The sequence below is a fragment of the Vibrio gigantis genome (assembly GCF_024347515.1).
GTDB lineage: Bacteria > Pseudomonadota > Gammaproteobacteria > Enterobacterales > Vibrionaceae > Vibrio > Vibrio gigantis.
In genome coordinates, this window is sequence record NZ_AP025492.1 from 1,874,958 (window position 1) to 1,889,234 (window position 14,277).

Annotated in this window: 12 protein-coding genes; 1 reads left to right on the forward strand and 11 read right to left on the reverse strand. The window is 45.7% G+C overall.

Going from position 1 to position 14,277, the window contains the following annotated elements:
- Positions 1–669: a 7-carboxy-7-deazaguanine synthase QueE gene (gene queE, locus OCV56_RS08415; RefSeq protein ID WP_315973283.1), complete on the reverse strand. Its 669-nt coding sequence runs from the start codon at positions 667–669 to the stop codon at positions 1–3.
- 184 nt (positions 670–853) lie between these two features.
- Between queE and OCV56_RS08420 the strand changes: the two genes are divergently transcribed.
- Positions 854–1,663 carry a Cof-type HAD-IIB family hydrolase gene (locus OCV56_RS08420; RefSeq protein WP_086713394.1) on the forward strand — a complete coding sequence of 270 codons (810 nt, stop codon included), beginning with the start codon at positions 854–856 and terminating at the stop codon, positions 1,661–1,663.
- Positions 1,664–1,736: 73 nt separating this feature from the next.
- On the opposite strand, the gene OCV56_RS08425 is transcribed toward OCV56_RS08420, so the two are convergent.
- The 10 genes from OCV56_RS08425 to OCV56_RS08470 form a co-directional block, all read right to left on the reverse strand.
- On the reverse strand, positions 1,737–3,149 hold the full coding sequence (locus OCV56_RS08425) for a bifunctional NUDIX hydrolase/phosphatase PAP2 family protein (protein WP_086713393.1): 1,413 nt from the start codon (positions 3,147–3,149) through the stop codon (positions 1,737–1,739).
- 83 nt (positions 3,150–3,232) lie between these two features.
- Positions 3,233–3,712 carry a GNAT family N-acetyltransferase gene (locus OCV56_RS08430; RefSeq protein ID WP_086713392.1) on the reverse strand — a complete coding sequence of 160 codons (480 nt, stop codon included), beginning with the start codon at positions 3,710–3,712 and terminating at the stop codon, positions 3,233–3,235.
- 190 nt (positions 3,713–3,902) lie between these two features.
- Positions 3,903–4,304: a glycine zipper domain-containing protein gene (locus OCV56_RS08435; RefSeq protein WP_086713391.1), complete on the reverse strand. Its 402-nt coding sequence runs from the start codon at positions 4,302–4,304 to the stop codon at positions 3,903–3,905.
- Between the two features lie 219 nt (positions 4,305–4,523).
- Positions 4,524–4,970, reverse strand: a complete 447-nt coding sequence (locus OCV56_RS08440) for a hypothetical protein (RefSeq protein ID WP_086713390.1) — start codon at positions 4,968–4,970, stop codon at positions 4,524–4,526.
- A 131-nt stretch (positions 4,971–5,101) separates the two neighbouring features.
- On the reverse strand, positions 5,102–7,006 hold the full coding sequence (locus tag OCV56_RS08445) for a propionyl-CoA synthetase (protein WP_086713389.1): 1,905 nt from the start codon (positions 7,004–7,006) through the stop codon (positions 5,102–5,104).
- Between the two features lie 112 nt (positions 7,007–7,118).
- A complete protein-coding gene (prpF, locus tag OCV56_RS08450) occupies positions 7,119–8,291 on the reverse strand; it encodes a 2-methylaconitate cis-trans isomerase PrpF (RefSeq protein WP_086713388.1) in 1,173 nt (390 codons plus the stop codon).
- A 9-nt stretch (positions 8,292–8,300) separates the two neighbouring features.
- Positions 8,301–10,955 (reverse strand): Fe/S-dependent 2-methylisocitrate dehydratase AcnD, encoded by a 2,655-nt coding sequence (acnD, locus tag OCV56_RS08455; protein WP_086713387.1) that lies wholly within the window; start codon positions 10,953–10,955, stop codon positions 8,301–8,303.
- A 77-nt stretch (positions 10,956–11,032) separates the two neighbouring features.
- On the reverse strand, positions 11,033–12,223 hold the full coding sequence (gene prpC / locus OCV56_RS08460; RefSeq protein WP_086713386.1) for a bifunctional 2-methylcitrate synthase/citrate synthase: 1,191 nt from the start codon (positions 12,221–12,223) through the stop codon (positions 11,033–11,035).
- Between the two features lie 159 nt (positions 12,224–12,382).
- On the reverse strand, positions 12,383–13,279 hold the full coding sequence (gene prpB, locus OCV56_RS08465) for a methylisocitrate lyase (protein WP_086713385.1): 897 nt from the start codon (positions 13,277–13,279) through the stop codon (positions 12,383–12,385).
- 37 nt (positions 13,280–13,316) lie between these two features.
- The gene (locus tag OCV56_RS08470) at positions 13,317–14,036 is read right to left on the reverse strand and encodes a GntR family transcriptional regulator (RefSeq protein WP_086713384.1); all 720 of its coding nucleotides are present in this window, start codon (positions 14,034–14,036) and stop codon (positions 13,317–13,319) included.
- Positions 14,037–14,277 lie beyond the last annotated feature (241 nt).

The window sequence follows — 14,277 nt, forward strand, 5'->3', positions numbered from 1 at the left end:
CTATGCGATGCTCAAATATTTATGAGTTTGAATCGATAAACGCCAATTGCGCTCAATACAGGTATCAATACAAAGCTTCGTCGCACGATCTTTTTGGCTAATTGGTTGTAGAGCAATCACTGTATCGTCAGATACTTCTGCTCGTTCCAGTAAGCCATCAAGTTGCTCAATGTCCTTACCTGTTCCTACTGGGTGCTTAATTTCGTTAGCACGCTGCAAAGCACTGTTTAAGATTTCCAGTTTCGCTTTCATTGCCACTTTAGGTGACACCGTAACCCAAGTATCAGGCGTGGCTTTGACCTCTGATGTACCGCTAGTCTCAATTTGGCAGCGACAACCGTGTTTCTCAAATGCTTCAGTAAGAGGGACAAGATCATAAATACATGGTTCACCACCCGTAATTACAATGTGTTTAGCGGTGTAACCTTGCTTAGTGTATTCATTCACGATTCCTTGAGCATCAATAGAAGACCAAGTCGGTGAATCCTCTGTCTTAACCATGATATCACCAAGGCTCGTCTCGTCTTCTGGCAAAGCTTCCCATGTCTGTTTGGTATCACACCAAGAACAGCCTACAGGGCAAATTTGCAAACGAACAAAAACAGCAGGAACGCCGGTAAACACGCCCTCACCCTGGATGGTTTCAAACATTTCGTTAATCTTGTACAACTTTCCCTCAGCTCAATCATTTGATGAAATTAATCAACCGCAGACCTTAAAGCACTTGCCTCTTTTGGTCAAACAAATGAGTACTGATAAATCACTTGATCAAAGCCCTAGCCTAGCGTTTCAAGTTCCCTTATCCTTTCGCCCATTAGATTTCGTTAGCTTTTTATTTTTAGTAAGGAACAACATGTACAAACTGATCGCTCTTGATATGGACGGTACGCTGCTCAACAGTGACAAAGTAATTTCTCAAGAGAACAAAGACGCTATTGCCAAGGCTCGTACTGCGGGTGTGAAGGTCGTTCTGGCTTCTGGCCGCCCTTTAGAAGGCATGCAAAGCAAACTCGATGAGCTTTCAATTAATGGCGAGGATGACTTTGTACTCTTCTACAATGGCTCTATGGTTCAGAATGTATCAACAAAAGAGAGCATTCATAGCGAGATCAGTAATGGTAAAGCCGCAAAAGAAATCGCAGCACTTGCCGAGCAGCTTGGGGGCTATGTCCATGCATTCAGCAAAGTTCATGGTTTAATTACACCTGAGAACAACGAATACACCGGCATTGAGGCAAGCATTAACGGCTTAGAGATTACCGAGTTCGATTTTTCTCAGTTGGAAGACGACCATGAAATCATTAAAACCATGATTGTTGCTGAGCCAACGAAACTGACAGACATCATCAGTAAATTGCCACAAGAGCTCAAGAATCAGTTTACTATTGTTCAGAGCGCACCTTTCTTCTTAGAGTTCCTAAATCCTAACTCAAACAAAGGTGTCGGTATTGAAGCTATTGCCAAACACTTAGGCATTACAGCCGAAGAAGTGATCTGTATGGGCGATGCTGAAAATGACCACCATATGCTGGAATACGCGGGCCTTGGCATTGCAATGGACAACGCGATGGAAGAAACCAAGAAAATCGCTGATCATATCACCGCAAGCAACGACGACCATGGTGTAGCGGTCGCGATCGAAAAGTTCATCTTCAACTCTTAACGATTAGATGCCATATCATTGATACTAAAAAGGCTGTGCACTGCACAGCCTTTTTTATTTAACAGTTCATTGGCTATTTTCTTGCCCAAGGCAAACGAAATGCCACTACACCAAACAAAATCAAGATAGGGAAACGAAGCGTATCGACGACAAATGAAGCGATACCACTAAATGAAACAAAGCTCCCAGCCCAGCTAATCAACAGATTTCCCGCTAACAACATCACCATAACACCAAGCACGATCTTAAATGAGAACTGGCCGGTTAAAGGTTTAGAATCCGTTAACGTTACCAAGCAAGCGATGGTCATTAAAATAGCGACCCAGAATGAGAACGTTGGCAATGGCCAGATAACCGTAAGTACGATTGATAGCAGGCATAGGCCCCACCACACGCCTTTGGAACTCAATAGCACACTAATATCAACATCGGGTTTACTATCTAGTCTTACTATATGCCAAGTCGTTAAGGCGCCTAACAAACCACCCATCAAAACATCGCTGAAAAACGCACTACCTATGTAAGCTTTGAAAAGCATAATCCAAAGTAGCCCAGCAAGTACTATCAGTATCGATTTCTGTTCGAAGAGACGTTTCAACTTCCACAACACCAACAAAGTCAAACTCACCCATAGCGCTGCCAACAAACTTGGAAAACTGTAACCACTGCTCATAACTAGCTTCAATGTTGGAAGATAAGCGTGTGGGCGTGGGAAACCGAACCCTTGGTGCGCTATCAAAGTCAGCAGTGTCACCGATATCAAAGTGAAACCGAACTTCAACGCAAAATTGCGACCAAAATGACAAGCGATTAATGGCAAGATCACAATGAAAGCCCATGGTTTTGCGAGTAGATCGGTCAATAAAACCGTATTAGAAAAAATACTAGGTAGGTTATCGAACATGTTTTGCAGCGAAACAATCCAACCTAGTTCAACTTGATGAACTTTTGGCGCTGCACCCACCAGTTCCGTTACATAAGTCACAGGTTGGTTTGTCGCCGAAAGAAACAGCTCATTAATCTCAGACCACTGTTCCGGATAACGGTATTGATTTGCTGGCAATGCAGTCGGAGGAAGTAACATCGCCCTACTCACTTCCACTCCATAATGAGGAGCGAACCAAATGGGAAGCTCAAAGCCACCCAACTCATTTCGAGCTTGATAGCTGATGACTTCAGAATCAGAGATACAATCATAAACAACCGCACTGTCGGTGTAGCCGAGTACATCACCAACCGTTACAGATAGCCCTGCTTCTTCCCAAGTTTCACGTTGCGCTGCAATAGCTGGATCTTCACCAGAAACAACCGTGCCTCCCGGTAAAGACAATTGCCCGGTGATCAACTCATCAACCAACACAATTTGGTTATCAGCGCGTACTACACACAATGCGCCCGCAATATGATCGGGCAAGGTGTTATTCGCCCAAACGGAAGTAGTACTCAACAGAGAAAGAATAAGAACCAATAGATATCGAATAAACAACGAATTTACCTACAAATAATGAAAGAAATTGAGACTGCTATCGCAGTTGAACTATTGTAATGAAACACACGCCAAATCGCTGTCTATGTTTTGTGCAAAGCCTTTCTCATCCATTGAATGTGAGGTGTGAACCCCATTTTTTGATAGAAGTCCTTGGCAGGCGAATTAAAATCCCAAACCTCAACGAACACTTGCGTTACACCATAGTCATCAAAAGTTGATTCAATACGTTGAAACAACATCTGCGCCACGTCTGCTTTCCGGTATTCAGGAAGAACAAAAAGCTCATCCACACTACCCATTTGAACCGGCTTACTCACTGTAGAGATCAGCTCACAAAAGTGCCCTGATATGAATCCAACGATTAACTGGCCTTTGAGCGCCACATACACTAAGCACTCTGGATCATCTAAGTACCTTGCAATACTCTTTTCCTGCTCGATCTCTTCTGCTGTTTTAAAGTGCTCAGGGCAGGCAATATGATGGTGGTGGTGAAGATCAAACATCAACTCATTCAGTTGTTCTAGATCGGTGTGTGTTGCGGCCCTTAGGGTGACATTCATGACGAGTACAGTTCTCAAACGAGTTAATATCTAAATTGAGTCTAGTTTACTTGCCATTGATATCTATACAAGTGATTGAAATAATTCGTGGTTTGGAGAGGGTGTTTTAGATACGAAAATGACCACATTATCGTGGCCATTTAGTCTTGAGTTGGTTCATTCCAGAACTTAACGAACGAGTGCTATTACATTAAACACCATCATCCTGTTTTTCTTTTTTAAGCTCTGCAAGCTGTTGCTCTAACTCAATCAGCTTAATTTCTGCTTCAACTTCGGCGACTCGCTTCTCCGCGTCAGTTCGGTTGTCTTGTGACAAGCCATCAGCTGTAACTTGCGTTCTTTGAGCATTTCTAGCGTCGTCTGTATCTTTCATAGAACCAGCAACACCACCAGTCACACCACCTAATGCTGCGCCTTTAACCGCTAAGCTGGCATCTCCAGTCAGTGCACCTGCTGTTGCTCCCAATAAAGCACCGCCTACCGCACCACGATTTCGAGCAGCGTTCTCATTTTCATTGTCCATTGCTGGCGACGTGCAACCAGAAAGAGTCGCAACCAAGGTAGCTAAAAGAATAGGTTTGATGAATTTCATAAGAGTCTCGCTTCGTTCTTCGTTTGGATTGAAGCCATCTTAAAGAGAAGCGTAAATGAGATAAATAAAGCCAAGTTTAGACAAAACATAATACTCAGCTATGTATTAGCCAAACAACACATAGTTAAAAATCAAGGTATAGTCTCCATGCCCCTCATTAGTCGAAAACAAAAAAGCGACCGATAAGGTCGCCTATATCATTTCTGTTTAACCGAGCTTTTAGCCTTTGGACCAAAAGTTCTGCATATTCTCTGCTGTCGGTGGTGGTCGTACGCCACAATCACGATAATGGTACTTATCACCGATACCCAGTATCTTGCCATTTTCTTCATCAATCATCGCAGCGACTTGAACACCATCTTCCACGTGACGAGTCAGTACAACAATTTCGCTCGCTCTTTCCGCCCTAACAGCGCCCAGTATTTGATATTCGTAACGACCTTTCCTTGAATTGACGATCATTTTTGAGTTAATAGGATCAGCGTCATACCCAGCACCAATGTCAAACACCGCTTGGTACAACTTAACTCCTGTCTTCGAAATACATTGGAAGACCTTAGGGTGGCTTAAGGGCTCTAGCAGTGCTCTACTCGCTTCATCCTTTGAAACACTTGCGTTAGCTAAACTACTAGCAAATAAAGTCATTAACAAAAGATAAGCTCGCATAAAAAAGACCTCATTATTGGTTTGATAACAAGGCCATAGTAAACACGTTAGAACAACAGATGAATAAACAAGAGTTTAGATAAAGCATAACGAGTTGTTATGCTTTATCTATTAAAGACTAAAAGCTCGTTCTATTTGCCCAGCTTTTCAGCAATTTCGGTTAAGCTTGTTGGATCATCAATCGTCGAAGGCACCACGTACTGTTCACCTTCAGCAATTTGACGAATGGTTCTACGCAAAATCTTACCCGAGCGAGTTTTAGGCAACCTCTCGACCACCAAAGCTTGCTTGAAACAGGCGACAGCACCAATCTCATTTCGGACCTTACCAACTAACTCCGCTTGAAGGTCATCGCCATCCACTTTCACGCCGTCTTTTAGTACAACTAGCCCAAGCGGTAGCTGACCTTTAAGCTCATCGTGAATACCAACCACAGCACATTCAGCAATGGCAGGGTGACCACCAACGATTTCTTCCATCTCACCCGTAGACAAACGGTGCCCCGCCACATTTATCACATCGTCAATACGACCCATGATAAATAGATAACCATCTTCATCAAGATAACCGCCATCACCCGAGACATAATAACCTGGGAACTGGCTCAAATAACCAGATTCAAACCGATCATGATTACGCCATACCGTAGGTAAACAACCAGGCGGTAATGGTCGTTTGAGTGCCACAAAACCTTGTTGATTCGTTTGTGCTATTTCACCCAACTCATTGAGGATCTCCACTTGATAACCGGGTACAGGCTTGGTTGAAGAGCCCGCTTTCACAGGCAAAGACTCAAGCCCCGTCGGATTTGCGGAAATCGCCCAACCCGTCTCCGTTTGCCACCAGTGATCGATAACCGGTTTGCTCGTGTGAGATTCGACCCAGTCCAATGTTGGCGGGTCTAAACGTTCACCTGCCATGAAAATAGACTTGAGTGATGATAAGTCATACTTGTTGAGCAACTCTCCTTCGGGATCTTCCTTCTTAATTGCCCGGAAGGCCGTTGGTGCCGAGAAAAGCACATCGACATTATACTCTTCACACACGCGCCAGAAAGCACCCGGATCAGGCGTCCGCACTGGCTTACCTTCAAACAGAATCGTGGTGCAGCCATGAATCAGTGGTGCGTAGACAATATAAGAATGCCCAACTACCCAACCCACATCGGAAGCCGCCCAAAATACACCGTCTTGCGGCATATTGTAGATGGTACTCATCGAGTATTTCATCGCGACCGCATGGCCACCATTATCGCGGACAACGCCTTTGGGTTTGCCCGTTGTGCCAGAGGTATACAGAATATATAACGGATCCGTTGCCAAAACAGGTACACATTCATGAGGCTCAGCGCCAACAACAGCTTGTTGCCAATGCAAGTCACGCTCATGGCTGAGTTCTGCAAGGCATTGTTCCCTCTGGAAAACTACGACTTTCTCAGGTTTCCAACGGCTGTCCATGATTGCTCGGTCAACCATCGGTTTATACGGTAAAACTTTGTTGATTTCGATACCACATGACGCAGTCATCAATACCTTTGGCTCGGCATCTTCAATTCGTACTGCAAGCTCATGCGGAGCAAAACCACCAAACACCACAGAGTGAACGGCACCTAACCTTGCGCATGCAAGCATTGCCATCGCGGCTTCAGGAATCATTGGCATGTAGATCACCACACGATCGCCTTTGGTTACGCCTTGCTCGGCAAGCATTCCAGCCGTTTTTGCCACTTGTTCGCGGAGTTCATTATAAGAATAAGAGGTCTTAATGCCCGTTACTGGCGAATCATAAATAAGCGCAACCTTGTCACCGCGTCCATGTTCACAATGATAATCCAGCGCTAACCAACAGGTATTCATTACCCCGTCAGGAAACCAGCGTTCGATTCCATTCTCGTCGGCTTGTAGGATGTTTTTGGGTGGTTCAAACCAATCAATGGCTTGCGATTGTGTTTTCCAGAAAGATTGAGGATCGTTTAGTGACCATTGATATTCAGTGTCGTAACCCGTGTTACCGTCTATTCGATTTGTAGCAGACATAATGTCTCCTCCATGATTTGTCCATTACGCCAAGCGCCCAGCGCTAACTGGCTCACTTGAGTGCACTCTTCTCTGCATGCTCAGCTGTTACTAGCACAGCCGCAGCATCGCTTTATTTAGAAAAAGGCACGCGAATGGCACCTTCCATGATCACTCGGGCGCTACGACTCATGATCGCCCTCTCGATCTTCCATCCATTTTCAGCCTGCATCGCTTTAGCCCCCACCTTTAACGTTCCTGATGGATGACCAAAAGTCACAAAGTCATGAGAGCCTCCTCCCGCCGCTAAATTCACTAGCGTACCCGGCACACTTGCAGCTGAAGCAATCGCAACCGCAGCAGTGCCCATCATGGCATGATGCAGCTGCCCCATAGACAGAGCACGGACCAAAAGATCTGTATCAGCGACGGCAACTGCCTTGCCACTTGAAGCTTGATACGCTTGAGGCTTGGCCACAAAGGCGACCTTTGGAGTGTGCTGGCGTGATTCCGCTTGTTCCAGTGAATCAATAAGCCCCATCGCAACTGCGCCATGCGCTCGGATAGACTCAAACATTTCTAGGGCTTTTGGATCACTGTTGATATCTGATTGAAGCTCTGTGCCCTTATAGTCAACCGATTCTGCATCAATAAAAATGGTCGGTATTCCCGCATTAATATAAGTCGCCTTGATGCAACCTAGATCTGGAACATCTAAGAAATCGACCACATTTCCTGTAGGGAACATTGATCCACTCCCATCTGCCGGGTCCAGAAAATCGACCTGAATTTCAGCGGCTGGGAAAGTGACACCATCGAGCTCAAAATCTCCCAACTCTTTGACTTCACCATCCATGATAGGCACATGAACAATAATGGTTTTCTCTATGTTCACTTGCCATACTCGCACTTCGACCACACCATTTTCTGGAATACGACTTGAATCAATCAAACCACTGTGAATAGCGAACGGACCAATTGCCGCAGACAAGTTGCCGCAGTTACCACTCCAATCAATAAATGGCTTATCAATGGCTACCTGGCCAAAGAGATAATCAACATCGTGACCAGCTTTACCACTCTTCGACACGATGACGGTTTTGCTGGTGCTGGACGTCGCGCCTCCCATACCATCGGTTTGCTTACCATAAGGATCTGGGCTGCCAATAACACGCAGAAGAAACTCGTCTCTCGCAGCCCCCGCAACTCGTGCAGCTTCTGGTAAGTCATTCAGGCAGAAGAAAACACCTTTGCTGGTTCCCCCACGCATATAAGTTGCCGGGACTTTTATCTGTTTAACGTTCATCGCTAGCTCCTATTGCGCGAGAAAGTCTTTGGCAAAGCGTTGTAATACGCCACCAGCGCTATACACACTCACTTCGTCTGCCGTATCCAATCTACACGTCACTGGCACATCAAGTTTTTCACCGCTTTTGCGAGTAATGACCAACGCCAAATCTGAACCCGCCTGAATGTCGCCATACACATCGTAAAGTTCAGTACCATCAAGTTGTAAGGTGTTGCGGTCCGTCCCCTCTTTGAATTGCAGAGGTAAGACGCCCATACCGACTAAATTGGTTCTGTGTATTCGCTCAAATCCTTCAGCGACGATCACTTCAACACCCGCTAATCGCACGCCTTTAGCCGCCCAGTCGCGTGATGAACCTTGTCCATAGTCTGCGCCAGCAACAACAATCAAAGGCTGATTACGGTTCATGTAGGTTTCGATCGCTTCCCACATGCGAGTTACTTCTCCCTCGGGCTCAACTCGTGCCAATGAACCCTGCACCACGTTCCCTGACTCTCTGACCATTTCATTGAAAAGTTTCGGGTTAGCAAAGGTCGCTCTTTGTGCAGTTAAATGGTCGCCTCGGTGAGTCGCATACGAGTTAAAGTCCTCTTCTGGAACGTCCATTTTTGCGAGATATTCACCCGCCGCACTTGAGGCTAGAATCGCATTTGATGGCGAGAGATGATCGGTGGTGATATTGTCACCTAAAATGGCTAGAGGTCTCATACCAGCAAGGTTTCGTTCACCTGCGAGCGCACCTTCCCAATAAGGCGGTCTGCGAATATAAGTGCTCTTAGGTCGCCAATCGTATAGCGGCTCACTGCTTAGCTGCTCATCATCTGGCTGGAACATTTTCACGTAAATTTGTTGGAATTGTTGTGGTTTTACATGCTCGCCAACAACCGCATCGATCTCCGCATCACTCGGCCACAAGTCACTTAAATAGATAGGGTTGCCGTTGCTGTCTGCGCCTAGGCTGTCCTTCTCGATATCAAAACGAATCGTGCCAGCCAAGGCATAAGCAACCACCAATGGCGGTGACGCTAGGAAAGCTTGTTTAGCATAGGGATGGATTCGACCATCAAAGTTTCGATTTCCTGATAACACCGCAGTGGAATAGAGGTCGCGCTCAATGATCTCTTGTTGAATTTGCGGATCCAATGCCCCGCTCATACCATTACAAGTCGTACATGCATAGCCGACAATGCCGAAACCCAACTGCTCCAGTTCTGGGAGCAAACCTGCTGACTCTAGATAGAGCTTGGCGACTTTAGATCCTGGCGCAAATGACGTTTTCACCCATGGCTTACGAACCAAACCAAGTTGATTGGCTTTTTTCGCCACTAGTCCCGCTGCTACCACGTTTCTTGGGTTACTGGTATTGGTGCAAGAGGTAATCGCGGCGATAATTACCGCGCCATCTGGCATTTGCTCTTCGCTATATTGTTCAGCGTGTTGCGCTTTCCAAGAGGCTTGACTAATACCTTGCTGGGCAAGTTTACTGGTTGGTAAGCGGCGATGAGGGTTCGAAGGTCCTGCAAGGTTTCGCTCAACTTTCGATAAATCAAACTCGAGTACACGCTCATATTGAGCCGAATCGAGATCATCCGCCCACAGTCCGGTTTGCTTAGCGTAAAGCTCAACTAACTCTACCTGCTCAGGCTCACGACCCGTCAACTTAAGGTATTGAATGGTCTGTTCATCGATGTAGAACATGCCCGCAGTCGCCCCGTATTCAGGCGTCATGTTTGAGATAGTCGCACGATCACCAATAGTCAGTGCACGAGCACCTTCACCGAAGAATTCCAAGTAGCTTGAAACTACTCTTTCATTGCGAAGAAACTCAGTAATAGCAAGCACAATATCGGTTGCTGTAATGCCTTCTTGTCGCTGACCAGTCAGTTTTACGCCCACGATATCTGGCAAACGCATCATCGAAGGGCGACCGAGCATCACTGTCTCGGCTTCCAATCCACCGACACCAATCGCAATAACGCCCAGCGCATCAACATGAGGTGTGTGGCTGTCGGTGCCAACACAAGTATCAGGGAACGCGATACCTTGTTTAGATTGAATAACCGGAGACATCTTTTCCAGATTAATCTGGTGCATAATTCCATTGCCCGCAGGAATCACACTGACGTTTTTAAACGCCGTTTTACACCATTCAATGAAATGAAATCGGTCTTCGTTGCGACGCTCTTCAATTGCTCGGTTTTTATCAAACGCTTCGCTATCAAACCCCGCATGCTCTACAGCTAGAGAGTGATCCACAATCAGTTGAGTTTCGACCACTGGGTTTACTTTGGCCGGATCCCCACCTTGGTCAGCAATCGCATCTCTTAAGCCCGCTAAATCAACCAAAGCGGTTTGACCCAGAATGTCATGACACACGACACGCGCTGGATACCAAGGAAAGTCTAAGTCGCTCTTGCGCTCGATGATTTGTTTCAAGCTATCTTCAAGAGCAGCGGGATTACAGCGTCTTACCAATTGCTCCGCCAATACTCTCGACGTATAAGGCAAGGTTTTATAGCTACCCGGAGATATCGCGTCTACCGCTTCACGGGCATCGAAATATTCTAAGCTAGTTCCCGGTAGAACCTTTCTGTATTGGCTATTTTCAATACCTATATTTTGATCAAGGCTCTGGTTTTTCTCAATTTTCACATCAGACATACATACACCATTATCTAAAATTCTATTCATTGGCTCTCAAGGACAACTCGATAATGAGTCGCCTGGAGACAAAAGGATTAACGTAAATGAATAGGCAGCCAGTCTTGATGCTCTGGCCCGGTGTAGTCCGCACTTGGACGAATGATGCGGTTGTTTTCTCTTTGCTCGAACACGTGTGCTGTCCAACCTGTAAGACGACTCATCACAAAGATAGGCGTAAATAGTTTGGTAGGAATATCCATGAAGTGATAGGCAGAAGCATGAAAGAAATCCGCATTACAGAACAAGCCTTTTTCACGCTTCATTACCGCTTCAACGCGTTCAGATACCGCGTAAAGCTGCTCGTCGCCAACTTCTTGTGCTAGCTCTTTTGACCAACGTTTAATCAGCGCGTTACGTGGGTCACTCTCACGATAAATCGCGTGACCGAAGCCCATGATCTTATCTTTATTGGCAAGCATCTTCATGATGTTCGCTTCAGCTTCATCAGCGGTTTTCCAATCTTGGATCATTTCCATTGCCGCTTCATTCGCACCGCCATGTAAAGGGCCTCTTAATGTGCCTATCGCTGCAGTTACACACGAATGAATATCTGATAGTGTTGATGCACAAACACGAGCTGCAAAGGTAGAAGCATTAAATTCATGCTCTGCGTAAAGCGTAAGCGAACAGTGCATGACCTTCTTGTGTAGTTCACTCGGCGCTTTGTCCGTTAGCATCTTCAAGAAGTAGCCTCCCAAACATGATTCGCTTTGGTCCTGTGTATCAATTCGCACACCATCGTGACTGAAGCGATACCAATAGCAGATAATGGCAGGGAAAAGTGCAAGCATACGTTCTGTTGCTGATAGCTGCTCAGAAAAGTCAGATTCTTGCTCTAAGTTACCCAACATTGAGCAACCTGTTCTCATCACATCCATAGGGTGAGCGTCTGCAGGGATAAGTTCTAAAGCGGCTTTCAACGGATCAGGCAAGCCACGTAAACCAATCAACAATGTTTTGTAGTCGTCTAACTCTTTTTCACTAGGTAAATGACCTCTTAGTAGCAGGTGTGCTACTTCTTCAAATTGAGCATGATTCGCAAGGTCAGTTATGTCATAACCACGGTAAGTTAGACCCGTTCCTGATTTGCCAACCGTACATAGCGCCGTCGACCCCGCGCTTTGCCCTCGTAGACCGGCACCACCAATCGCTGGCGCTGAACTTGTTTGTTGGTTTACTGCTGAAGCATTATCGACAGTTGCTTGATCACTCAAAGATACAGACATGATGAACTCCTTTTCTGGGTTAGCCGCCCTGCACTCTTTGGTGCTGACTATTTATATTCAGTGACCGCAACTATCTCATTCGATTTCACGGCCCCGATGTGGCTGACTAACCATTCACGTTATTGGATTAAGTTGATGTTTTAATGTTTGAAACTGTGTTTATTCTTCACTCGAAAACAATTGATCCAGCTTGTTCTCGTAGTCGTGGTAATTCAGGTGTTCATAGAGCTCTTTACGAGTTTGCATTGAATCCAACAGTGATTCCTGATTACCTTCAACTAGCAAGTGCTTATAAACATTCTCTGCCGCTTTGTTCATTGCGCGGAATGCACTGAGTGGATAAAGCACCATGTCGACATGAGATTGCGCTAACTCTTTGCAGTTGTAGAGTGGGGTTTGTCCAAATTCAGTGATATTGGCCAAGATTGGCACATGCTTACCTGTTGCTGATTTGAGCGCTTCAGAGAACTTCACGTATTGGTCCAGCTGGTTCATCGCTTCAGGGAAGATCATGTCAGCACCCGCTTCAACACACGCAATCGCGCGTTCAATCGCACTGTCGATGCCTTCTACGGCCAGTGCATCGGTACGAGCCATGATCACAAAGCTCTCATCGGTTCTTGCATCGGTTGCCGCTTTTACTCGATCGACCATTTCCTGTTGGCTAACAATCGCTTTGTTTGGTCGGTGACCACATCGCTTCTGAGCCACTTGGTCTTCCATGTGAATGGCAGCAGCGCCTGCTTTTTCCATCGCTCGAATGGTTCGTGCAATATTAAACGCCCCACCAAATCCAGTATCAATATCCACCAGCAAAGGTAAATCACAGGCGTTGGTAATGCGTTCCACATCCACCAATACATCGTTCAATGTGGTGATACCCAGATCAGGCAAACCGTAAGACGCATTGGCGATACCTCCACCAGACAAGTAGATAGCCTGATGACCCAAGTTCTTTGCCATCATCGCGCAATACGGATTCACCGTGCCGACGATCTGCAGTGGATCATTGTCTTGCACAGCTTGGCGGAACTTCGCTCCTGCTGATAACTTCATAATGACGCTCCCTGTTTAATGTTTATTTTGTAAGTTTTTAATCCACACCTTTGGATTGAATTTGTTGTTCGATAAGCAGACGACTACCGGATATGTGTCGACGCATCAGCATTTCTGCTAGCTCTTCATCACGGTTACGGATTGCTTGTAGGATATATTTGTGTTCATCAAGCGCCTCTTTTGGTCGAGATTGTGCACGTGGCGATTGGTAGCGATACATGCGTAGTAAGTGGTAAAGCTCATCACACAGTAGAGAAATGAGTTTGCTGTTGCGGCTGGCTTTTATGATTCGATAATGGAAATCGAAATCGCCGTGTTGATGGAAATAGGAAGAACCCTCTACTTCATCGATATGTTTGGAATGTGTCGACAATAATCCTTCAAGCCCGATAAGCTCTTCTTGTGTGATGTGTCTTGCTGCTAGCCTTGCAGCCATGCCTTCTAGAGCCTCGCGAACCGCGTAAAGCTCAAGTAGCTTGTCAGCAGAAAAGGTAATCACTCGTGCGCCAACATGAGGAATCCGCTCAATCAGCCCTAACCCTTCGACGCGCATAATCGCCTCACGTAATGGTCCTCGACTGACTTCGAAGCGTTTAGCTAACTCAGGTTCAGAGATCTTGCTGCCCGGAGCTAAATCACCGTTGACTATCGCTTCAACCAAGTATTCCGTCAGGCTTTCTGACTTGGTATTTTCTTTGTCACCAACACGCGTTTTTGTGTTGGCGCTTAAGGTAAGATCTTTTATCGCAGTATCCATATTCACTCTGCTCACTTCTCATTGTTGAACTCAAACTGTCAACAATTTAACAACATAAACATAAAATACACGATCAAATTGTCGACAATCAAGATAATTGTCGACAATTTAGACTAAGGTAGTATTTTATTTAAGCAACAAGAACACACGACCACAAGACACCTATAAACAGTAAGTAATTGTCTTATTTAGATAAATCTTTAAAGCAACCAATCCACTTCTGTACTTACGCTCAAACTAG